This is a genomic window from Pseudomonas sp. FW215-R2 (assembly GCF_058789255.1).
Map to the genome: position 1 here is coordinate 256700 of NZ_JBYTBO010000006.1, position 22320 is coordinate 279019.

At 60.8% G+C, this 22320-nt stretch carries 21 protein-coding genes and 4 tRNA genes; 14 read left to right on the top strand and 11 right to left on the bottom strand.

Going from position 1 to position 22320, the window contains the following annotated elements; all coding sequences use genetic code 11:
* The first annotated feature begins 9 nt into the window (after positions 1-9).
* From AC3WRD_RS11350 to thiO, 4 genes are read left to right on the top strand one after another with little or no spacing between them, the layout of a single operon-like run.
* Positions 10-489, top strand: a complete 480-nt coding sequence (locus tag AC3WRD_RS11350; protein ID WP_096820872.1) for a pilus assembly PilX family protein — start codon at positions 10-12, stop codon at positions 487-489.
* Positions 476-3568: a pilus assembly protein gene (locus AC3WRD_RS11355; RefSeq protein ID WP_102621096.1), complete on the top strand. Its 3093-nt coding sequence runs from the start codon at positions 476-478 to the stop codon at positions 3566-3568. Before AC3WRD_RS11350 ends, AC3WRD_RS11355 begins: the two co-directional genes overlap by 14 nt.
* Before the next feature lie 14 nt (positions 3569-3582).
* A complete protein-coding gene (locus tag AC3WRD_RS11360; RefSeq protein WP_096820874.1) occupies positions 3583-3984 on the top strand; it encodes a type IV pilin protein in 402 nt (133 codons plus the stop codon).
* A gap of 57 nt (positions 3985-4041) precedes the next feature.
* Positions 4042-5142, top strand: a complete 1101-nt coding sequence (thiO, locus tag AC3WRD_RS11365) for a glycine oxidase ThiO (RefSeq protein ID WP_102621095.1) — start codon at positions 4042-4044, stop codon at positions 5140-5142.
* A gap of 46 nt (positions 5143-5188) precedes the next feature.
* On the opposite strand, the gene AC3WRD_RS11370 is transcribed toward thiO, so the two are convergent.
* From AC3WRD_RS11370 to AC3WRD_RS11385, 4 genes are all read right to left on the bottom strand, one after another.
* Positions 5189-6535, bottom strand: a complete 1347-nt coding sequence (locus AC3WRD_RS11370; protein WP_102621094.1) for a sigma-54-dependent transcriptional regulator — start codon at positions 6533-6535, stop codon at positions 5189-5191.
* Positions 6532-8121, bottom strand: coding sequence for a sensor histidine kinase (locus AC3WRD_RS11375; protein ID WP_102621093.1), 1590 nt, complete (start codon positions 8119-8121; stop codon positions 6532-6534). The genes AC3WRD_RS11370 and AC3WRD_RS11375 overlap by 4 nt, the downstream gene beginning before the upstream one ends.
* On the bottom strand, positions 8111-8344 hold the full coding sequence (locus AC3WRD_RS11380) for a PP0621 family protein (RefSeq protein ID WP_096820878.1): 234 nt from the start codon (positions 8342-8344) through the stop codon (positions 8111-8113). The genes AC3WRD_RS11375 and AC3WRD_RS11380 overlap by 11 nt, the downstream gene beginning before the upstream one ends.
* Before the next feature lie 126 nt (positions 8345-8470).
* Entirely contained in the window at positions 8471-9487 is a 1017-nt protein-coding gene (locus AC3WRD_RS11385; protein WP_096820879.1) for an outer membrane protein assembly factor BamD, read from the bottom strand.
* A gap of 152 nt (positions 9488-9639) precedes the next feature.
* Here AC3WRD_RS11385 and rluD point away from each other — a divergent pair, with 152 nt between their 5' ends.
* The 8 genes from rluD (at position 9640) to AC3WRD_RS11425 (ending at position 16517) form a co-directional block, all read left to right on the top strand.
* Entirely contained in the window at positions 9640-10602 is a 963-nt protein-coding gene (rluD, locus tag AC3WRD_RS11390) for a 23S rRNA pseudouridine(1911/1915/1917) synthase RluD (RefSeq protein ID WP_096820880.1), read from the top strand.
* On the top strand, positions 10599-11321 hold the full coding sequence (pgeF, locus tag AC3WRD_RS11395) for a peptidoglycan editing factor PgeF (protein ID WP_096820881.1): 723 nt from the start codon (positions 10599-10601) through the stop codon (positions 11319-11321). The genes rluD and pgeF overlap by 4 nt, the downstream gene beginning before the upstream one ends.
* A gap of 131 nt (positions 11322-11452) precedes the next feature.
* Positions 11453-14017, top strand: a complete 2565-nt coding sequence (gene clpB, locus AC3WRD_RS11400) for an ATP-dependent chaperone ClpB (RefSeq protein ID WP_096820882.1) — start codon at positions 11453-11455, stop codon at positions 14015-14017.
* A 298-nt stretch (positions 14018-14315) separates the two neighbouring features.
* Positions 14316-14391, top strand: a tRNA-Asn gene (locus AC3WRD_RS11405).
* Positions 14392-14400: 9 nt separating this feature from the next.
* Positions 14401-14477 (top strand) — tRNA-Pro (locus tag AC3WRD_RS11410).
* Between the two features lie 5 nt (positions 14478-14482).
* Positions 14483-14558: transfer RNA gene (locus AC3WRD_RS11415), tRNA-Lys, on the top strand.
* Positions 14559-14655: 97 nt separating this feature from the next.
* Positions 14656-14732: transfer RNA gene (locus AC3WRD_RS11420), tRNA-Pro, on the top strand.
* A 159-nt stretch (positions 14733-14891) separates the two neighbouring features.
* Positions 14892-16517, top strand: a complete 1626-nt coding sequence (locus AC3WRD_RS11425; protein WP_102621092.1) for a methyl-accepting chemotaxis protein — start codon at positions 14892-14894, stop codon at positions 16515-16517.
* Between the two features lie 74 nt (positions 16518-16591).
* On the opposite strand, the gene AC3WRD_RS11430 is transcribed toward AC3WRD_RS11425, so the two are convergent.
* The 4 genes from AC3WRD_RS11430 to AC3WRD_RS11445 form a co-directional block, all read right to left on the bottom strand.
* Positions 16592-16999: an HvfA family oxazolone/thioamide-modified RiPP metallophore gene (locus AC3WRD_RS11430; protein WP_096820884.1), complete on the bottom strand. Its 408-nt coding sequence runs from the start codon at positions 16997-16999 to the stop codon at positions 16592-16594.
* A gap of 212 nt (positions 17000-17211) precedes the next feature.
* The gene (locus AC3WRD_RS11435; protein WP_096820885.1) at positions 17212-18510 is read right to left on the bottom strand and encodes an NAD(P)/FAD-dependent oxidoreductase; all 1299 of its coding nucleotides are present in this window, start codon (positions 18508-18510) and stop codon (positions 17212-17214) included.
* 63 nt (positions 18511-18573) lie between these two features.
* A complete protein-coding gene (locus AC3WRD_RS11440) occupies positions 18574-18747 on the bottom strand; it encodes a DUF3094 domain-containing protein (protein WP_096820886.1) in 174 nt (57 codons plus the stop codon).
* Between the two features lie 144 nt (positions 18748-18891).
* Positions 18892-19518, bottom strand: a complete 627-nt coding sequence (locus AC3WRD_RS11445; protein WP_003228301.1) for a DUF1780 domain-containing protein — start codon at positions 19516-19518, stop codon at positions 18892-18894.
* Between the two features lie 133 nt (positions 19519-19651).
* Between AC3WRD_RS11445 and AC3WRD_RS11450 the strand changes: the two genes are divergently transcribed.
* Positions 19652-20341, top strand: coding sequence for an energy-coupling factor ABC transporter permease (locus AC3WRD_RS11450; protein ID WP_102621091.1), 690 nt, complete (start codon positions 19652-19654; stop codon positions 20339-20341).
* A gap of 65 nt (positions 20342-20406) precedes the next feature.
* Positions 20407-20622: a hypothetical protein gene (locus tag AC3WRD_RS11455; RefSeq protein ID WP_096820888.1), complete on the top strand. Its 216-nt coding sequence runs from the start codon at positions 20407-20409 to the stop codon at positions 20620-20622.
* An 8-nt stretch (positions 20623-20630) separates the two neighbouring features.
* Here the strand turns inward: AC3WRD_RS11455 and yacG are convergent, their stop codons facing one another.
* The 3 genes from yacG to AC3WRD_RS11470 are packed head-to-tail and all read right to left on the bottom strand — an operon-like array spanning position 20631 to position 22320.
* Positions 20631-20831, bottom strand: a complete 201-nt coding sequence (gene yacG / locus AC3WRD_RS11460) for a DNA gyrase inhibitor YacG (protein ID WP_096820889.1) — start codon at positions 20829-20831, stop codon at positions 20631-20633.
* Complete coding sequence (gene coaE / locus AC3WRD_RS11465; protein WP_102621090.1) at positions 20828-21451, bottom strand: dephospho-CoA kinase; 624 nt, start codon at positions 21449-21451, stop codon at positions 20828-20830. Before coaE ends, yacG begins: the two co-directional genes overlap by 4 nt.
* Positions 21448-22320 (bottom strand): prepilin peptidase, encoded by an 873-nt coding sequence (locus AC3WRD_RS11470; RefSeq protein ID WP_102621089.1) that lies wholly within the window; start codon positions 22318-22320, stop codon positions 21448-21450. Before AC3WRD_RS11470 ends, coaE begins: the two co-directional genes overlap by 4 nt.

Here is a 22320-nt window from a genome sequence, read left to right on the forward strand (position 1 = left end):
GGCCGGTCGATGAATATTTCTCTTCATCAGCGACGAAGCCAGCGCGGCATGGTGTTGTTGGTCAGTCTGGTGTTTCTGTTGCTTCTGACCGTGATCGGTCTTTCTTCGATGCAGAGCGCCAATCTGCAGGAAAAAATGGCCGGTAGCGTTAGCCTGCGCAACCAATCGTTCCAGACCGCCGAGGCGGCGCTGCGCATCGGCGAAAGCGCGGTGCAACTGGACAGCTATGCACTGGCGGTGTGTGCCAATACCACGCAATGCGCGCCGCCGGCGGAGTCGTCGGTGGTCAGCGCGGCGGGGCTCAACTCGACGTCGGGCGTTACCTGGGTCGCTGCAGGCAGCGGCTTCTACGGGGTGCAGAACATCGGTACCACCCTGACGGCGGTGAACGTGCCGAGCAATACCTCGGCGACGCTGTACCGGGTCACGGCTGTCGGCATCGTCGGCAGCTCACGCAGTGTGGTGGAGAGCGTTTATGCGAAGTACTGAGCGACGCTCTGGCGGGTGGTCCGGGTTCATGGGTCTGTTATTGGGCCTGTATCTGGCGGCGCCAGCGTATGCCTTCACCCCGTCCGACTCGCCACTGTTGAGCGCGGCGGCAGTACCGCCGAATGTCATGCTGTTGATCGACGATTCGGGAAGCATGAACAGCATCATTTATGCCGCCGGTTTTGATCCGGCGGTGACTCGTACGCCGGCCCGCCAGTGCAACGCAGTGCTTGGTTTGTGCCTGTCTTCGACGGCGATCACCGGTGATCCGGTGTTTCTGTCGAGCCTGCCGACCTCCGGCTGCTCCGGCGGTGCCTATGCGTTCTACAACAACAGCCTGACGCCGCTGTGCCTGAAACTGCCGGACCCGGTGGGCGGCGGAAACACCCGCTATTACGGGGATTACATCGCCTACGTGGTCGGCCTCGCCATCAATAACGGTACGCGTGATTTCACCACCGGGGCCATTCCCAATGACTACCGGATCAACGTCGCACGCAACGTTTCCACGGCGCTGGTGACCAGCAACCGCAATCTGCGCATCGGTCTGTCGACGTTCAACCCGGCCACCAGCAACAACCCGGGCAATGGCGGGTACATCGCCCGTTCCATCAGTGACCTGTCACCGGTGAGCGGCAGCGTGACCCAGGGCCAGGCCGACACCAACTACAACGCCCTGATTTCGTCGATCAATGGCCTGAGCGCCGTGGCCAACACGCCATTGGCGGAAACCTATTACGAAATCACCCGCTACATGCGCGGCATGGCGCCGTACTACAACAGCACGCCAAACACCTACACCAGCCCGATCCAGTACCGCTGCCAGAAAAACTACGGGGTGGTGATCACCGACGGCCTGCCGACCTACGACCGTACATTCCCCAACAATGATCCCCTCGGGGGCAGTCGCCTGCCGAACTGGGACGGGGTCAACAATGACGGCAACAACCTCAACGGTGATAACGAGGGCGACACGCTGTACCTGGACGACATCGCCAAGTTTGCCTTCGACATCGACATGCGTTCGACCGGCGTCGATGCGGCCGGCAAGAGCTGGAGTTCGGCAGACTTTCCCAAGCAGAACATGAACACCTACACCGTTGGCTTCACCGCCGATAACGATATGTTGTCGGACGCGGCGGCGTACGGGCAGGGCAGGTATTACCAGGCCACCGACAGCGCCGGCCTCAACACAGCATTGTCGGCAGCATTGAGCGACATCACCTCCAAGGCGGGTTCCGGCGGTAGCGGTGTCACCAGCGGCACCACGCTGGCGAGCGGCAGCAGTTATTTCCAGACCAGTTACGACCCCAGGGACTGGCGCGGCACCATCAAGTCGTTCGGTTTCACTTCGGCCGGGACGGTGAACACCTCGACGGTGCTGTGGACAACCGACACCGCCATCGTTCCCGGTGCTGCGGCACCGACCTACCAATCGTGGAATACCGCGAACAACGCGGCGGTCACCCTTGCCTACGGTAGCTTCTCGGCAACCCAGCAGACTTCGCTCAGCCAGAGCCTGCCCTCCGGCATCAGCGGCAGCGATCTGGTGGAGTGGAGCAAAGGCACCAACAAGACCGGGCTCAAGGTTCGCAGCGTGCTGTTGGGCGACATCATCAACTCGCCGCTGGTGCTGGCCTCGCCCTCGGACAAGACCGCTTCCGACCTGTCGGGTGATAGCACCTACACCAGCTACCTGACCACCAAAGCCGCGAACATGAACGCCAGCCTGGTGGTGAATGGCAACGACGGTTTCGTCAGCGTCATCAACTCGGCCAACGGCACCCGGCGCTATGCCTACATGCCATCGAGCGTGTTGCCGTCATTGCGGCTGATCGCCGACCCGAACTACATCAACGGCGTCAGCCACAAGTTTCTGGTGGACGGGCAGGTCGGTGTCTACGACGTGCAGTTCGGCAGCGCCTGGAAAACCCTGGCCATCGGCGGCACCGGGGCCGGTGGCAAGACGTTCTATGCGCTGCAACTGTTCGACGCATCGGCGGGGAACATTCTCAATGCGCTGTGGGAAGTCAGCGCTCCGGCGACTGCCAACACGGCCAACACTTTCAATGATCTGGGTTATGCCTACGCCCGGCCGGAAGTGGCACGCTTGGCCGATGGTCGATGGGCGGCCTTCATCGCCAACGGTTACGGCAGCAACTCGGGAGTGGCGGCGTTGTATGTGCTGGATGTGCGCGATGGTTCGTTGATCAAGAAAATCGTCATCGACAGCACGGAAACCACCAATGGCTTGTCCTCGGTAAAGCTCAAGGTCAATTCGCAGAATGTGGTGCAGGCCGCGTATGGCGGCGATTTGAAGGGGCGCCTGTGGAAGTTCGACCTGAGCGCGACCACCACCGACGGCTGGGGTGTGGCGTTTTCCGGCAAGCCGCTGTTCACGACGGCGGGCGGGGCGACTCAACCGATCACTGCGCAACCGCTGCTGGCGGATAATTCATTGGGCGGCAAACAGATATTCGTCGGCACCGGCAAGTTCAACGAAACCGCCGACAAGACCAACAAGGATCTGCAGGCGTTCTATTCGGTGTGGGATGCCGACGGCGGTTCGGGTCAGCTCACGGTCAGCAGTTTGCAGGCGCAGGCCATCACCGGTGTGTTTTCCGGCAGTTCGGGGCAGTTCGTCACCACCACCCAGAACGACACGACGTATCCGGCGGAGAAGGGCTGGTACCTGCCGCTGGTGTACAACAACGTATTGACGGGGGAACGGGTGATCAATCAGGCCAGCCTGGTGCTCGGGCGCATCGTATTCACCACGGCCAGTGTCGATACCACTGACCCGTGCTCCAGTTTCGGCACCGGCAAACTGGTCGAACTCGATGCGTTCAGCGGTAAGATGCTCAACTATGCGGTGCTCGACACCAACGCCGACGGCGTGGTCGACAGCAACGACACGATTTCCAGCGGCGTGGTATTCAGCGGCGGCATTCCCACCCTGAACGCCATCGTCAATGGCGCAACGCGCAAGATCGTGAACGATTCCAGTGGCGGTATCACCACCCTGGTGGAAAAATCCGGCGGCGGCAGCCGTCGTATCATGTGGCGACAAATACAGTAAGCGAGAGTTGAGGCATGCGCAGATCCATCCGAGGATTCACCCTGATCGAAATCATGATCGTGATTGCGATTATCGGGATCATCATCACCATTGCCGCACCGAGCTATACCGAGTACTTGAAAAAGGGTCGTCGCGCCGAGGTGGTATCGCTGCTGTCGGAGCAGGCGCAGACGCTCGAGCGCTTCTACACCAAAAACAACGTTTACACAGGCATCACCGGTCTCAGCGCGGGCAATGATTTCTACACGATCACCCCGACCATCGCTGACCAGACCTTTCTGCTGACCGCGACCCGCAAGGCCGGTACGACCATGGCCGGCGACAAGTGCGGGGACTTCACCCTCACCAACACCGGGGTGCGCAGCATGAACAACGCGACAACCGGGCTGACCTCCAAGGATTGCTGGGGCCGCTGAGCCGCATTTATTCGGGTGCCTTTTGTGCCCACTGTCTTTTTTACGGTTGGATCAAACATGACCAGGCAACAGCAAGTGGTGATTGTCGGTGGCGGGGTGATTGGCCTGCTCACCGCGTACAACCTCGCCTCCGAGGTGCGCAGCGTGGTGCTGCTGGATCGCTCGAATGTCGGCCAGGAATCGTCTTGGGCCGGTGGCGGCATCGTTTCTCCGTTGTATCCGTGGCGCTATAGCCCGGCCGTCACGGCACTGGCGCACTGGTCACAGGATTTTTATCCACAGCTGGGCGAGCGCCTGTTTGCCGACACCGGCGTTGATCCCGAAGTGCACACCACCGGCCTGTACTGGCTGGATCTGGATGACGAAGCCGAAGCGCTGGCCTGGGCCGAGCGGGAAAACCGTCCGCTGCGGGCTGTGGATATCTCGGCGGCCCATGATGCGGTGCCGGTACTCGGCGGCGGATTTTCCCGGGCGATCTACATGGCCGACGTGGCCAACGTGCGTAACCCACGGCTGGTGAAGTCATTGAAAGCGGCGTTGCAGTCGCTGCCGAACGTGACGATTCACGAGCACTGCGAGGTCAGCGGGTTTGTCCGTGACGGTGAGCGCGTCGTGGGCGTACAGACCCCGCAAGGCGTGATCAACGGCGACCAGGTGGTGCTGACTGCCGGTGCTTGGAGCGGCGAGCTGCTCAACACCCTGAATCTTTCGCTGCCGGTGGAGCCGGTCAAAGGCCAGATGATTCTCTACAAGTGCGCGGCGGATTTTCTGCCGAGCATGGTGCTGGCCAAGGGGCGTTATGCGATCCCGCGCCGCGACGGGCATATTCTGATCGGTAGCACGCTGGAGCACGAAGGCTTCGACAAGACGCCGACCGACAATGCGCTGGAAAGTCTCAAGGCCTCGGCGGTGGAATTGCTGCCAGCGCTGGCAGACGCCGAAGTGGTGGGGCACTGGGCCGGGTTGCGTCCAGGCTCACCGGAAGGGATTCCCTACATTGGCCGGGTGCCGGGGTTTGATGGCCTGTGGCTCAATTGCGGGCATTACCGCAACGGGCTGGTGCTGGCGCCCGCATCCTGTCAGCTGTTTGCCGATGTGATGCTGGGACGGGCGCCGATCATCGATCCAGCGCCGTATGCACCGGAAGGCCGGCTCTGAAGCCAGATCAAAGATCGCAGCCTGTGGGCTGCGATCTTTGAATGACTCAGTCCAGGCCCAGTTTCTTCAATCGATAGCGCATCGAGCGAAACGATAGATTCAGCCGCTGCGCCGCCGCCGTGCGGTTCCAGCGGGTTTCCTCCAGCGCCTGCAGAATCAGTTTGCGCTCGACGTTCTCCAGATAGTCTTCCAGGTTGTCGATCTGCGTGAGATCGGCGATGCCGCCCTCGGCCGCGCAGTTGCCTTCGCTCAGGCGCAGGTCGTCGGCTTCGATCATGCGGTTTTCGCACAACGTGTGCGCGCGTTCGAGGACGTTCTCAAGCTCCCGGACATTTCCCGGGAAGCGGTAGTTCTTCAAGGCTTCAAGCGCTTGCGGATGCAGGCGGGTCGAAGGCTGGCCAGTGCCGTGGGCCAGGCGCTTGAGCATATGGGCGGCCAGCGCTTCGATATCATCACGGCGTTCGCGCAGGGAAGGGACGCGCAGTTCGATCACGTTCAGCCGGTAATACAGATCCTGCCGAAAGCGCTCGGCGGCAACTTCCGCGTCCAGGTCCTTGTGGGTCGCGCAGAGAATGCGCACATCGACCACGGTTTCCTGCTGGCCGCCGACGCTGCGCACGGCTTTTTCCTGGATCGCCCGCAGCAACTTGACCTGCATCGATAGCGGCAAGTCCGCCACTTCATCAAGAAACAGCGTGCCGCCATGGGCTGCCTGGAACAGACCCGGTTTGTCCTCCACCGCGCCGGTGAAACTGCCTTTGCGATGGCCGAAGAACTCGCTTTCCATCAACTCTGACGGAATGGCCCCGCAGTTCACCGGCACGAACGGCTGGCTGGCGCGGGGGCCTTGCTCGTGAATCAGGCGGGCGACCAGTTCCTTGCCGCTGCCGGACTCGCCGCTGATGTAGACCGGCGCCTGACTGCGGGCCAGTTTGTCGATCTGTTTGCGCAGATCGCGCATCGGCTGCGAGTCACCGAGCAGGCGCCGGTCGATCGATGTGCAGACTCCACCGGTCGCGGGCATGCGCAGTGCCGTGGCGACCAGTTCACGCAACCGCGTGAGGTCCACCGGTTTGGTCAGGAAGTCGAAAGCCCCGGCCTTCAGCGCGTTGATCGCCGTTTCCAGGCTGCCATAAGCCGTGATCATCGCCACCGGCAATTGCGGGTAGCGTTGTTGAATGTGCTGGACCAGTTCCAGCCCGGTGCCGTCGGGCAGACGCATGTCGGTCAGGCACAGGTCGAAGGTGTCGCGGTGCAGCAATGCCTGGGCTTCGCCGAGATTGCGTGCGCTGAAAGTGTCGAGTTTCATCCGTCCCAGGGTGATTTCCAGGAGTTCGCGGATATCCGGTTCGTCGTCGACGATGAGGATTTTTTGCCGTGGGCTCGTGTTCAACTTTGTTTCCGTCCGTGAGCAAAGGTGATGCGAAAGCAGCCGCCGCCTTGGCGTGGTTTGAAGTCTAGGCGGGCCTGGTTGCTTTCGCACAGCTCACGGGACAGATAAAGCCCAAGGCCGGTGCCCTGGCTGCTGGTGGTAAAGAAGGGTTCGAACAGGTGGGCCTGCTGATCCAGCGCCACGCCGGGGCCGTTGTCCTGCACTTCGAGCACGGCCAGCTGGCTTTCGGGGTCGATGAACAGCCGCAGCCAGACCTCGGCAGGATCGTGCAGCAGGGCGCTGTGCCGCCAGCCGTTGCGCAACAGATTGTCGAGAATTTGCGTCAGTTGGCCCGGGTCCATCAGGGTGCGGAAATCCCCGGATTCGATGTTCAGATGAATTCGTTGGCGCTCGCTGGCCTGTTCCCGGCTTTCCTCGACGAACTGCACAAGCCACGGTTCGAGATCGAGTCGCTGCGGGGCGCTCTGCTGCCGACGGGAGAGTTGCAGGACATTTTCAATGACTCGGTTCATGCGCTGGGAGTGATCCTGGATGATCTGCGTCAGACGCCGATCCGCACCGTCGAGTTCCTCGGATTCCTGCAACAGCTGCGCGGCATGACTGATGGCGCCCAGCGGATTGCGGATCTCGTGGGCGATGCCGGCGGTCAGGCGCCCGAGTGCGGCGAGCTTCAGTTGCTGAGCTTGCTGGGCGATCTGGGCGAGGTCTTCGAGAAACACCAGGGTCTGGCGGTTCGGGCTCTGTTCCAGGGCGATGAAGCTCGGTTGCAGTTCCAGGCCGTTGGTGGCGATTTTCAGGCTCTGCGGTCGCAGTGTCGGGTTGTTCAGCCACAGGTGCAGACGCTCGACCAGCGCGGTCGAGTAGTCGTCGATCAAATGGCCCTCAAGGGGCGATTGCGCCAGCAGAGTCCGGGCGCTGTGGTTGGCCAGTTGTACCCGGCGTTGCTCGTCGAGGACCAGAATGCCGGTGCGCATGCGTTGCAGGATCAAAGCGTTGAGGGCTTCGAGGCTGACCACTTCGCTGGCCCGTTGTTCGGCCAGGGTCTCGCTGACTTCGAGCCGACGGACCAAGCCTTGCACCAGCAGCGCCCCGGCAAAACACAGGGCGCCGAGGGTGCCTGCTTGCAGGTATTCGTTGGCGCTGAGGGGATGGCTGAAGCTCAGCAGGAAGCTGAGGCCGACAATACCGAGTGCGCCGATGGCTGCAATCAGCACACCGATACGGCGTCGCAACAGGGTATTGCTGATGGCTACCGAGACGATCAGCAGATTGCCGATCGGGCTGGCCACGCCACCGGCGGCATAAAACAGCCCGCACAACAGCAGGATGTCGAGGAGGGCCAGCCCGAACAACTGGGCCGGGCGGCGGATGTTCTCCAGGAACACCACCAGCAGGATATTCAGCACCAGGTACAACCAGCTGCCATTGCGCAGCAGATCGTCGTCGGCCGACGTCAGCAGGCGGTTGTCCATGTTGCTGGAAATCAGCAACACCAGGGTGATGCCGACGCTTAAACGGTAGAGATGATAGAGGCGCAGCAGTCGCTGTGCCTGTTTGCGAGTGGCGTTGGTGGCCTCAGCGATCACTGGAACCGGGGCCTTGCTCGAGGTGAGCCTGGCTGCAATACCACTGTTGTCGAAGGCTCAGCGCACGGTCGCGCGGCAGGTGCACGCCGCAATGGGCGCAACGCACCATGGGCGCGGCATCCTGTTCGCGAGGGGATTGTGTCGGCGCGGCAGGGGCCTTGAATTTGCGCCACAACCAGACGGCGGCGGCGATCAGGGCGATCCAGAACAGTAAACGAAGCATGATGGGCGGCTTTTTGGCTGATGATCCGGCAGTTTAGCCAAGGACCCGGCAGGCGCACAGCTCAATAAAACGCGGCAATAAAAAAGGGAGATCCGAAGATCTCCCTTTTTGGCATCACCGAAGTGATCAGTCGAACAGACCGAAGGTCATGTAGCTGAAAATGGAGCGGTCGCTGTTGCTGGACTCCGGTTCCGGCGCTTCGATCACGTCGCCGTTTTCGTCTTTAGGCTTGAGCTCGTTCGGGATCGCGTCTTTCGCGTCCTGGAACTGCTTCTGCACGTCCTGGTTGGCGCGGGTTTCTCCCGGCGGCAGCGGTGGACGGGATTCGATCAGGCCCAAAGTTGCCTTGCTCAGGAACGAACGGTTGTCGGCTTCCGCGACCGAAGGTACGAACTGACCGTCTTTCAGGCTCGGGTGGTTCGGGTAGTTGAGCTTCAGGGTTTCCAGGCTCGAGGCTGCCAGTTCGTCCAGGTGCAGACGCTGGTAGGCTTCGGTCATCACCGCCAGGCCGTCACCGACCGATGGGGTTTCCTGGAAGTTTTCCACGACGTAACGGCCACGGTTGGCGGCAGCGACGTAGGCCTGACGGGTCAGGTAGTAGTCGGCCACGTGGATTTCGTAGGCTGCCAGCAGGTTGCGCAGGTAGATCATGCGCTGCTTGGCGTCCGGCGCGTAGCGGCTGTTCGGGTAGCGGCTGGTCAGCTGGGCGAACTCGTTGTAGGAGTCGCGGGCAGCGCCCGGGTCACGCTTGGTCATGTCCAGCGGCAGGAAGCGCGCCAGCAGGCCGACGTCCTGGTCGAACGAGGTCAGGCCCTTGAGGTAATAGGCGTAATCGACGTTCGGGTGCTGTGGGTGCAGACGAATGAAGCGCTCGGCGGCGGACTTTGCAGCTTCCGGCTCCGAGTTCTTGTAGTTGGCGTAGATCAGTTCCAGCTGCGCCTGATCCGCGTAGCGACCGAACGGATAGCGCGACTCCAGAGCCTTCAGCTTGGCTGTGGCGCTGGTATAGCTGTTGTTGTCCAGGTCCTGTTGAGCCTGCTGGTACAGCTCGGCTTCACTCAGGTTTTCGTCTACGACTTCCTTCGATGAGCAAGCAGCGGTCAATGCGAGGATGGCGATCAGCAGCAGGTGTTTCACTTGCATGGCGGCTTGCGTCCCTATGACGGCCGCTGTCTTGGGCGGGGCCGTCCTGTTATGATGAGCGCCCCGTTGAAAAGCCCCGGGGCAAAAGACGCCGTATTTAACCACAAGCGCGCAGCCGAAACCAAAGGCTGTAGCCGACGCCCAGTCCGAGCATGTCCGATAAAATTGAACTTCGCGCAGAGGTGCCGTCCGAATTGGGCGGCCAACGCCTCGATCAAGTCGCCGCCCAACTCTTCGCAGAGCACTCACGCTCGCGCCTTTCCGCCTGGATCAAAGAAGGTCGCCTGACTGTGGACGGGGCGGTCATCCGCCCGCGCGACATCGTTCATGGCGGTGCCATTCTTGAGCTGACCGCCGAGCAGGAGGCCCAGGGTGAATGGGTCGCTCAGGACATCGAGCTCGACATCGTCTATGAAGACGACGACATCCTGGTGATCAACAAGCCTGCGGGCCTGGTGGTGCACCCGGCTGCCGGTCACGCCGATGGCACCTTGCTCAACGCCTTGCTGCACCACGTGCCGGACATTATCAATGTCCCGCGCGCCGGTATCGTGCATCGCCTGGACAAGGACACCACCGGTCTGATGGTGGTGGCCAAGACCATTCAGGCGCAGACCAAACTGGTCGCTCAGCTGCAAAGCCGCAGCGTCAGCCGGATCTACGAGTGCATCGTGATCGGCGTGGTGACGGCCGGTGGCAAGATCAACGCCCCGATCGGTCGCCATGGCCAGCAGCGCCAGCGCATGGCGGTGATGGAAGGTGGCAAGCCTGCCGTCAGCCACTATCGCGTGCTGGAGCGTTTCCGTTCGCACACCCACGTAAGGGTGAAGCTGGAAACCGGTCGTACCCACCAGATCCGCGTGCACATGGCGCACATCAACTTCCCGTTGGTCGGCGACCCGGCGTACGGCGGTCGTTTCCGCATTCCGCCGGCGGCGAACCCGACCATGGTCGAATCGCTCAAGCACTTCCCGCGTCAGGCGCTGCACGCACGGTTCCTGGAGCTGGATCATCCGACCACCGGTGTGCGCATGAGCTGGGAATCGCCGTTGCCGGAAGACTTCGTCTGGCTGCTGACCCTGCTCAAGCAGGATCGCGAGGCATTCGTCGGATGAACTGGCTGACGCCGGACTGGCCCGCGCCGGCCAGCGTCAAGGCCTGTGTCACCACCCGCGAGGGCGGCGTCAGCGAGGCGCCGTTCGACAGCCTCAATCTGGGCGATCATGTCGACGACCGCCCTGAGGCCGTCGCCGAAAACCGTCGGCGTCTGACCGAACACTTCTCTATAAAGCCTGCCTGGTTGCAGCAAGTGCACGGGATTGCCGTGGCGCATGCTGATCCGTCCGTGGTGGCCACGGCGGATGCCAGCTGGACTGCAACACCCGGTATTGCTTGTTCAGCGATGACCGCCGATTGTCTGCCAGCGTTGTTTTGCGACCGTGCCGGTACACGTGTGGCAGCGGCTCATGCCGGTTGGCGTGGACTGGCGGCCGGCGTGCTGGAGGCCACCCTCGACAGCCTGGCCGTCGATCCGAAAGACATTCTGGTCTGGCTCGGCCCGGCCATCGGCCCGCAGGCCTTTGAAGTCGGCCCGGAAGTCCGGGAAGTCTTCATCAATCAATTGCCCGAAGCCGCGACAGCCTTTGTCCCGAGCCACAATGCCGGCAAGTTCATGGCCGACATCTATAAGCTCGCGCGACTGCGTCTGGCGGTCCGGGGTGTCACCGCTGTTTATGGCGGCGGTTTCTGTACCGTGACCGATCCGCGCTTCTTTTCCTACCGCCGTGCGCCACGCACCGGTCGCTTTGCTTCTCTAGTCTGGCTCACCCGCTAAGCTTGTCTGACCTGTATCAACTCCCTGACGCTTGAATCTTCCAGAATCGACCGCATCTATAGCGGTATCTGGCAGGTTTCTTTATTCAGGATGGTTTTTTAGGTCCGGCCTGCTCAAAAGGAAGGTGACCCATGCGTATAGACCGTTTAACCAGCAAATTACAGTTGGCGTTGTCCGATGCCCAATCCCTGGCTGTCGGCCACGATCATCCGGCCATCGAGCCGGCGCATTTGATGCAAGCCATGCTTGAGCAGCAGGGTGGTTCGATCAAACCCCTGTTGATGCAGGTGGGCTTCGACGTCAACAGCTTGCGTAAAGAGCTGACCAAAGAGCTCGATCAATTACCGAAAATCCAGAACCCGACCGGCGATGTGAACATGTCGCAGGATCTGGCGCGTCTGCTCAACCAGGCCGACCGTCTGGCGCAGCAGAAGGGCGATCAGTTCATTTCCAGCGAGCTGGTGCTGCTCGCCGCGATGGACGAGAACAGCAAGCTCGGCAAGTTGCTGCTCGGCCAGGGCGTGAGCAAAAAGGCGCTGGAAAACGCCATCAACAACCTGCGCGGTGGTGAAGCGGTCAACGACGCCAACCACGAAGAATCGCGTCAGGCACTGGATAAATACACCGTCGACCTGACCAAGCGCGCCGAAGACGGCAAGCTCGATCCGGTGATCGGCCGTGACGACGAAATCCGTCGCACCATTCAGGTTCTGCAGCGCCGCACCAAGAACAACCCGGTGCTGATCGGTGAGCCGGGCGTGGGTAAAACCGCGATTGCCGAAGGTCTGGCCCAGCGCATCATCAACGGCGAAGTGCCGGATGGCCTCAAGGGCAAGCGTCTGCTGTCTCTCGATATGGGCGCGCTGATTGCCGGTGCCAAGTATCGCGGTGAGTTCGAAGAGCGCCTGAAATCCCTGCTCAACGAGCTGTCGAAGCAGGAAGGGCAGATCATTCTGTTCATTGACGAACTGCACACCATGGTCGGTGCCGGTAAAGGCGAAGGCTCGATGGACGCCGGCAACATGCTCAAACCGGCTTTGGCCCGTGGCGAGCTGCACTGCGTCGGCGCGACCACGCTCAACGAGTACCGCCAATATATAGAGAAGGACGCAGCCCTCGAGCGGCGCTTCCAGAAAGTGCTGGTGGACGAGCCGAGTGAAGAAGACACCATCGCGATCCTGCGTGGCCTCAAGGAGCGTTACGAGGTTCACCACAAGGTCGCGATCACCGACGGTGCGATCATCGCCGCGGCCAAACTCAGCCATCGCTACATCACTGATCGGCAATTGCCGGACAAGGCGATCGACCTGATCGACGAAGCGGCCAGCCGCATCCGTATGGAGATCGACTCCAAACCGGAAGTGCTGGATCGTCTGGAGCGTCGCCTGATTCAGTTGAAGGTGGAATCCCAGGCACTGAAGAAAGAAAGCGACGAGGCAGCGATGAAGCGCCTGGAAAAACTCCAGGAAGAAATCGTCCGCCACGAGCGTGAGTATTCGGACCTGGAAGAAATCTGGAACTCGGAAAAAGCTGAGGTGCAGGGTTCTGCGCAGATTCAGCAGAAGATCGAACAGTCCCGTCAGGAGCTGGAAGCCGCGCGCCGCAAAGGCGACCTGAACCGCATGGCAGAGTTGCAGTACGGGGTGATCCCGGATCTGGAGCGCAGCCTGCAAATGGTCGACCAGCACGGCAAGAGCGAGAACCAGTTGCTGCGCAGCAAGGTGACCGAAGAGGAAATCGCCGAAGTCGTCTCGAAGTGGACCGGTATCCCCGTGTCGAAAATGCTCGAAGGCGAGCGCGACAAGCTGATGAAGATGGAAAGCCTGTTGCACCAGCGTGTGATCGGCCAGGACGAAGCAGTGGTCGCAGTGGCCAATGCGGTGCGGCGTTCCCGTGCCGGGTTGTCCGACCCGAATCGCCCGAGCGGCTCGTTCATGTTCCTCGGCCCGACCGGTGTCGGTAAAACCGAGCTGTGCAAGGCGCTGGCCGAATTCCTCTTTGATACGGAAGAGGCGATGGTGCGGATCGACATGTCCGAGTTCATGGAGAAACATTCCGTGGCGCGGCTGATCGGTGCGCCACCAGGCTACGTGGGTTATGAAGAGGGCGGTTACCTGACCGAAGCGGTACGGCGCAAGCCTTACTCGGTGATCCTGCTGGACGAAGTCGAGAAGGCGCACCCGGACGTGTTCAACATCCTGCTGCAAGTGCTGGAGGATGGTCGTCTGACCGACAGCCACGGCCGTACGGTGGATTTCCGCAATACCGTGATTGTCATGACTTCCAACCTCGGTTCGATGCAGATCCAGGAACTGGTCGGTGACCGTGAGGCGCAACGTGCAGCGGTGATGGATGCGATTTCCACCCACTTCCGTCCGGAGTTCATCAACCGGGTCGACGAAGTGGTGATCTTCGAGCCATTGGCGCGGGATCAGATCGCGGGCATTACCGAGATCCAGCTGGGTCGTCTGCGCAGTCGTCTGGCCGAGCGCGAGCTGAAGCTGGAACTGAGCCCGGAGGCGATGGACAAGCTGATTGCCGTCGGCTACGACCCGGTCTATGGCGCACGGCCGCTGAAACGGGCGATCCAGCGCTGGATCGAGAACCCGCTGGCGCAGTTGATCCTGTCGGGACGCTTCCTGCCGGGCGAGACCGCGACCGGTGTCGTGGAGAACGACGAGATCACGTTCAACTGACACCTGAAGGTGGTGAAGTAAGGAAGGCCTCGCACTGCGAGGCCTTTTTTTTCGTTAGGCTGTTGAACTCAAAGGAAAAGGCTTGTAAAGTGCGCCCCGCAGTCAGTCACCAACACGGTTTCAGCTCACTGGGCAGAAATCTGAAATAAGTTGCAAATCATTAACTTGAAAGCAATTTAGGGGGTTGACAGAGGTGTTCTAGGTTGTAGAATAGCGCGCCTCAGACACACGAACGCAGCGATGCGAAAACGGTGTCGAGAAGCTGCAAGTTTCACCGTAGTAAATTGAAATATGTAGTTCCGTGATAGCTCAGTCGGTAGAGCAAATGACTGTTAATCATTGGGTCCCAGGTTCGAGTCCTGGTCACGGAGCCAATTTCAAGCCGGGGTATAGCGCAGTCCGGTAGCGCGCCTGCTTTGGGAGCAGGATGTCAGGAGTTCGAATCCCCTTACCCCGACCATTTTTGGGTCGTTAGCTCAGTTGGTAGAGCAGTTGGCTTTTAACCAATTGGTCGTAGGTTCGAATCCCACACGACCCACCATTTTTGAAACCAGTTAACGCTGGGATCGAATCTTAAGATCAGAGGCCAAAAGCGCTGATCGAAGAAGGCGATCTTTGAAAGGTCGCCTTTTTTTTACCGGGGTATAGCGCAGTCCGGTAGCGCGCCTGCTTTGGGAGCAGGATGTCAGGAGTTCGAATCCCCTTACCCCGACCATATTAAAAATCCTCGTATCGAAAGATACGGGGATTTTTTTTGTCCTCCAGAAATGTTTCATTCAAGTCATCGTACAACTTGCCGATAGCCCGCTAACGAAAGGGGTCTGCCGTCGATCGCCCCTTGAATCCGGCCAATACAAGAAAAAGGGCGTTCGTCATGTTGCTTCGTCAGTTGAATATTGCTCCCCGTGCCGCCCTGGGCTTTGCCCTGATTGCTGTGCTGGTAGCGTTGCTCGGCGTGTTTGCCCTGGGCCAGATGTCGAGCATCCGCGAGAGCGAAGTCGCCGTGGAGAATCAATGGCTGCCGAGCATTCGTGGCGGTGACGAGATCCGCGAAATCATGCTGCGTATCCGCACCATCTCCCTGCGCATGGCGCTGGATCAGGACCCGAACAACGTCGCCACCTACCGCAGCCAGATGGACACCCGCGACAAGGAACTGAGCGAGAAAATCGCCGCGTACGACCGACTGGTCACCACCCCGGAAGGCCAGCAGTTATACGATCAGTTCAAGAAAACCTTCGCGGCCTACCGCGCCGGCATCACTCAATCGTTCGCACTGGCCGAGCAAGGCAAGCGTGACGAGCTGACCAAACTGCTGCTGGTCGACATGAAAACCGTGGTCGACGGCTCCGGCAAGCAACTCAATGACCTGGCGGACCTGTTCGCCAAACAGGTCGCCGCAGAAAGCCGTAACTCCGCCGCGCACTACGAAACCTCACGCACCATCGTCAGCCTGTTCATCGCACTGGCAGCATTGGCGACCGTGGCCCTGGCGATGCTGCTGACGCGCAGCATCGTTCGCCCCCTGAGCGCCGCTGTGGATGCTGCGGAAAACGTCGCAAGAGGGGATCTGACGCGGCCGATCGAGACCGATGGCAATGATGAGGTCAGCCGTTTGCTCAAGGCGCTGGCGACCATGCAACAAAACCTGCGTGAAACCCTGCAAGGCATCAACGGTTCAGCCACGCAACTGGCGACTGCGGCCGACGAACTCAACGTCGTCACGCTCGACAGCACCCAAGGCCTGCAACAACAGAACAACGAAATCGAACAGGCCGCCACCGCCGTCAACGAAATGACCACGGCGGTCGAGGAAGTCGCACGCAATGCAGTGTCGACCTCCGACGCGACGCGCCAGTCCAGCGAATCGGCGCATCTGGGGCAAGAGCGGGTCAGTGAAACCGCCAGCGCCATCAACGCGCTGGCCAGTGAGGTGCAACACACCGGCGAGTTGGTGCAATCACTGGCCAATCAATCTCAAGACATCGGCAAGGTGCTGGACGTGATCCGGGCGATCGCCGAGCAGACCAACCTGCTGGCGCTCAATGCCGCCATCGAAGCGGCGCGGGCAGGGGAGAGCGGACGCGGGTTCGCGGTGGTTGCTGACGAGGTCCGCGCGCTGGCCTATCGCACGCAGCAATCGACCCAGGAAATCGAGCAGATGGTGCAAGGCATGCGCAACGGTTCAAGCCTGGCGCTGGAGTCGATGCAGGCCAGTGCCTCGCGTGCGTCCACCACGCTGGTGCTGGCCGAACGGGCCGGTGAGGCGCTGCAAACCATCACCGCGTCGGTGCATGAGATCCACGAACGCAACCTGGTGATCGCCAGCGCCGCCGAAGAGCAGGCGCAGGTGGCGCGGGAAGTGGATCGCAACCTGGTGAATATTCGTGACCTGTCGGTGCGTTCGGCGGCCGGCGCCGATCAAACCAGCGCTTCCAGTCATGAGCTATCGAAACTGGCCAATGCATTGCAGGGCATGGTGCGGCGCTTCCAGCTGTAATCCGTGCAGATATAAAAAAGCCGCGCTCCTCGTGAGAGAAAGCGCGGCTTTGTTTTGTCGGGACAGAATGAAAATCAGGCACCGTCCTGGTCTTTCAGGTGTTCGAACAGGCCTTTCGGCATTTTCTTGCCGTTGGCTTCGAAGTTGGCTTTGACGTTGTTGTAAGCCTCTTGCTCGTCGATGAAGCCGTCATGGTTGGTGTCGATCTTGTCGAAGTCAGATTTCGGCGCGACCTTCAGGAACTCGGCGCGCGAGACTTTGCCGTCGCCATCGGTGTCGGTCTTGGCCATCGACGCGTCGCCGCATTTGCCTTCACCGCATTTGCCTTCCGGGGTTTTCACCGAGGTTTCAGCCGAGGCAACCATGTAGCCCTGGGCCAGCGGTTGTGCGGCGAACACCGAGCCGGACAGCATCAGGCCGCCAGCCAGTACGGCACCGACCAGGCCAAGGGAGGTTTTGCCAATTTTCGAAGTGCGGGTCATTTCATTCTCCTTCGGTTGCACTGCGCAACCACACGTTAAGGGCGATCAGCCGGAGCAGGTGTGCTCGGGTGTGGCCATTAAGCGGTGGCGGTGTATCGCGTCTGTGTCGAGGAGCGGGGCGTTTGTAAGCGAAGGTGAGGAAAGCGCGGGCAGATACAGTAAAAGACAAAACCCTGTGGGAGCGAGCAGGCCCGCCCCCACAGCGTTTTACATCAGTGCAGCTTCAGGCGCGGCTCGGTGCCGCGTCCGATCTTGCTGCCCAGCATCAGCATGGCGGTGCGGAACGGGCCGTACAGCGCCATCTGGTGCATGCGGTACAGCGACACGTAAAACATCCGCGCCAGCCAGCCTTCGAGCATCACGCTGCCGGTCAGGTTGCCCATCAAGTTACCCACAGCCGAAAAACGCGACAGCGAAATCAGCGAGCCGTAGTCGGTGTACTTGTACTCCGGCAGGGTCTTGCCTTCGATCCGCAGTTTCAGCGACTTGGCCAGCAGCGACGCCTGTTGGTGCGCAGCCTGGGCCCGTGGCGGAACGTTGCGATCCGAGCCCGGTTGCGGGCAGGCGGCGCAGTCACCGAAGGCGAAAATGTTTTCGTCGCGGGTGGTCTGCAAGGTCGGCAGCACTTGCAGCTGGTTGATGCGGTTGGTTTCCAGGCCATCGATGTCCTTGAGGAAACCTGGTGCGCGGATCCCGGCAGCCCAGACTTTCAGGCTGGCCTTGATCTCGTTGCCATCGGCGGTGATCAGGCTGTCGGCGGTGACCTGGCTGACCGACGCGTTGGTCATCACATTGACCCCGAGTTTTTCCAGGGTCTTGTGCACCGGCCCGCTGATACGCTCCGGCAGGGCTGGCAGCACCCGTGGCCCGGCTTCGATCAGGGTGATGTGCATGTTTTCCGGTTTGATCCGGTCCAGACCGTAGGCCGCCAGCTCATGAGCGGCGTTGTGCAGCTCGGCCGCCAGTTCGACGCCCGTGGCGCCGGCGCCGACGATGGCCACGCTGATCTGCTGGACCACATCGGTTTGCCCGGCGTGAGCACGCAGATAGTGATTGAGCAATTGCTGGTGGAAACGCTCGGCCTGTTTGCGGGTGTCGAGGAACAGGCAGTGCTGCGCTGCGCCCTGGGTACCGAAATCGTTGGTGGTGCTGCCGACCGAGATCACCAGCGAGTCATAAGGCACTTCCCGCGCCGGAACCAGTTCCACGCCGTTTTCGTCGTAGGTGGCGGCGAGCTGAATCTTCTTCTGCTCACGATCGAGCCCGCTCATGCGCCCCAGCTGGAACTCGAAGTGGTTCCATTTGGCCTGGGCGACATAGTTGAGTTCGTCTTCGGAGGAGTTCAGCGATCCGGCGGCCACTTCGTGCAACAGCGGTTTCCAGATGTGCGTGAGGTTCGCGTCGACCAGCATGATGCTGGCAGTGCCGCGTTTACCCAGAGTCTTACCCAGACGGGTAGCCAACTCCAGACCGCCGGCGCCGCCGCCGACAATGACAATACGATGGGACATGGGAATAGCTCGCAAGGTTTTTAAAGGAAATCGGTGCGGTTACCCGAGCGAGCGCGATGCAGCTCATAGCGTCAGGTAACTGATAAATCGGCTCAACAGGCCCAGACCAATGGTCACTGCCAGCACCACCACCAGGAGCATCCACGGCCGGAATGGCCGGCGCTCGACACGGTGTTGGGACAACTGCAGGTACTCTTCGACATGCTTCTGGTCATCGGGGTTCAGGCGGCTGGTCATATGAGGCCTCGTCAGGGATAGACGTTGCTGAATGCGCAGACGTTACAGCGGTTTGCCTGCGAGCGTTGAACGGCGCATGTCATCCGGGCGAATGATTGCGCTTTTGTAACATCCGGCCAGTGTTTGCGCCATCCTGCTTAGGGATTACAGGCTGATCCCGACATCGAACACGATGCTGCGACCCAGGTTGCTGCGCAGGAAATCCGGTGCATCGGGGTGGGCGAACAGCACGCGGGCGAACGTCGGCCCGACCAGTGACAGCGAGCGCCAGCCCTGTCGCAAGTATTCGGTGGGCGGTGGAAAGTGGCTGTTGAGGTCGAGCACTTCGCGTTTGAGGCTGGCGAAGGCGATGATGTCCAGCTCCCCCAGATCCATGCCGCGTTCCTTGTAGTTGTGCGCTTTCTTGCGCAAGGTCGGCGCCAGTCTCAGCAGAAACTCATTGGCCGGAATCCGCCGTGGCTTGGCCTCGCGGCGCACCAGTTGGCTCAGGGAAAACGCACTGCGCCGACGTTGCAGCTCATCGCGCCATTCATCGTTGAGGCGGCGGCCTTCGTCGAGGACGAAAAACACCTCGAAGTTGGCATCGCGAAACAACACATCCGGTGGCTCGCCGGCCGGGGCGAATTCGTCGGCGCGATACGGAATATTCAGGCCTTGCAGCAGGCGCTGGCAGACCCAACGCTCACGCTCCCATTTGCGGGCATTGGACAGGAACGCGTTGGCTTGCTCGGCCGCGATGGTCAGCAGGCGTAAATAATCTGAGTCATCCATAGGCCCAAGCTTAGCGTTCAATTGCGACAAGCAGAAAGCTTTGCATCGGCAGTTTCACCAAGGTGGCGGTGTAGACTTCGACACAGGAGCGCCAATCAAAGGAGTCTGCGGTGCGAATGAAGGTGATGGGATCATGATCGGGGCAGAACTGCTGTCATCGACAAGTCTGACCCTTGGCTGGCTGATTTACCTGCCGGTGCTGCTCTGGGCGATCTGCCGGGCACCGTGGGTCGAATTGTTCAGCGACAGCCGTCGTCAGCACTTGCTGTTCGGCACCGTGTTCGCGCTGTTTCTGTTGTGGATGGTGCGCAGGGATTTCGACACGGGTGTGTCGTATCACTTCATTGGCATGACCGCCGTGACGTTGCTGCTCGACTGGCCGTTGGCAATCGTGGGCGGGCTGGTGGCGCAGATCGGTCTGGTCCTGCTGGGACGCCAGGATCTGGCGGCGGTCGGGGTCAACGGTGCGTTGCTGATCCTGCTGCCAGTGCTGATCACCGAAGGCGTGGCGATCCTGGTCGAGCGGGCGCAACCGCGTAATCCGTTTGTGTATATCTTCTGCTCCGGCTTCTTCGCCGCAGCATTGTCGGCGTTGGCGTGTCTGGTACTGAGCCTGACCTTGCTCTGGTACGACGGTCTCTTCGCCATGCCCGAATGGCTGGAAGATTTCATCGGTTACCTGTGGCTGCTGATTTTTCCGGAAGCGTTCATCAATGGCATGGTGATCAGCGCACTGGTGGTGTTCAGCCCGGAATGGCTGGAGACCTTCAACCGCACCCGTTACCTTTCGGCGCCCTGGAAGGATGACGATCCCAAGTCTTGATCCACATCAAATCCACCCCGTGCGCGGCATTTCATGCTCGGCCAAATCCCTTCAGGAGCAGCGGCATGAGTGTTTACGAGTGGGCGAGGCAGGAAACCCGGCAAAGTCTGGAGATGGCGCAGGAGGTGGGGTTCGATCCTGGATTGAGTCTGCGCGCCTTGCTCAGTGCCGTGGTGCAGCAGAGCAAGGCGGTGCGCAACGCCGAAGACCTGGCCGACGAGTTGCGCTTTCTGGCAGAAAACCTCGACGACAATCAGGACTACGGCTTCATGCGGCCCTGATCAGAGGATCAGTGGCGCGGGTCGAAGTCGCCGGAAAACAGTTCGTCCTCGGCATCCGGGGCGACCGGGATCTTGTGTTCTTCCGACGCCCAGGCGCCCAGGTCGATCAGTTTGCAGCGGTCCGAGCAGAACGGCCGGAATTTGTTCTCGGGGGTGAATTCCACCGGGGCGCCGCAGGTCGGGCATTCAACGGTCGGGATCGGGCTCATGACTGGCCTCCAGATAAAGTCAGGTAAAAGTGATGCAGGCGCTCGACCTCGCTGTGCAGCCAGGCGAGGTCGCGGTCGTTGACCACCACATCGTCGGCGCGGCTGACGCGGTCTTCGCGGCTGGATTGAGCCTTGAGGATGGCCTGGACCTGCTGTTCGCTGGTCTGGTCACGCTGCAAGGTGCGTTCGATCTGCAGTTGCTGCGGAGCATCGATCACCAGGATCCGCTGGGTCATCGCGTACTGTCCGGACTCGATCAACAGCGGCGAAACCAGAATCGCGTAAGGCGATTTTGCCAGCGCCAGGTGATGGGCGATTTCCTCGGCGATCAGCGGATGCAACAGCGCTTCGAGCCAGCGGCGTTGCTCCGGTACTTCGAAGATCAGCTTGCGCAACGCCGCGCGATCCAGCGTGCCATCGGCCTGCAGGACATCCGGACCGAAGTGCTCGGCGATTTTTGCCAGCGCCGGGCGCCCCGGCTCAACCACCCAGCGTGCCGCATGATCGGCGTCCACCACATGGATGCCGAGGTCGATGAAGTGCTGGGCGGCTGCGCTTTTGCCGCTGCCGATGCCGCCGGTCAGGCCGAGAATCCAGGGTTTTTCCACAGGGGTATTCATTTCAAACCGACAAACTGCCAATAGAAGTCGGTTATTTGACCACCCCAGAGCAAGGCAATCCAGCCGGCAATTGCCAGGTACGGTCCGAAGGGGATCGGCGTCGAGGTTTTCCGGTCGCGCAGTTTGAGCAGAATCACCCCCAGCACCGCCCCTACCAACGAAGACAGGAGGATGGTCAGCGGCAGAATCTGCCAGCCACCCCAGGCCCCGAGCAACGCCAGCAACTTGAAATCACCGTGACCGATGCCGTCCTTGCCGGTGAGCAGCTTGAACAGCCAGAACACCGACCACAGCGCCATATAACCGGCCACTGCCCCCCACAACGCGTCGTGCAGCGAGACGAACAGGCCGAAGCTGTTGACGATCAACCCCAGCCACAGCAGCGGCAGCACCAGTATATCGGGCAACAGCTGATGCTCGGTGTCGATCAGACTCATCGCCAGCAAGCCCCAGGTCAGGACGATCATCAGACAGGCCGGCCAGCCAAAACCCAGATGCCAGGCGATGAACGCCGACAGCACGCCACAGGCCAGTTCGGTCAGTGGATAACGCTTGCTGATCGGCGCCGCGCATGACGAGCAGCGACCGCGCAAAAACAGGTAGCTGAGCAGCGGAATGTTTTCCCACGCACGAATGCGGTGGGCGCAATGCGGGCACTGCGAGTGCGGCAGCATCAGGTTGTAGACCGGCAGCGGCGTTTCGACGGGCAGCCCGAGCACGTCGTGGGCCTGCTGGCGCCATTCGCGTTCGAGCATTTTCGGCAGGCGCCAGATCACCACATTGAGGAAGCTGCCGACCACCAGCCCGAGTACAAGGGCGGTGAAGACAAAGGCCAGCGGATAGAGGGCGAAGAGTTCGTCGATGGGCAT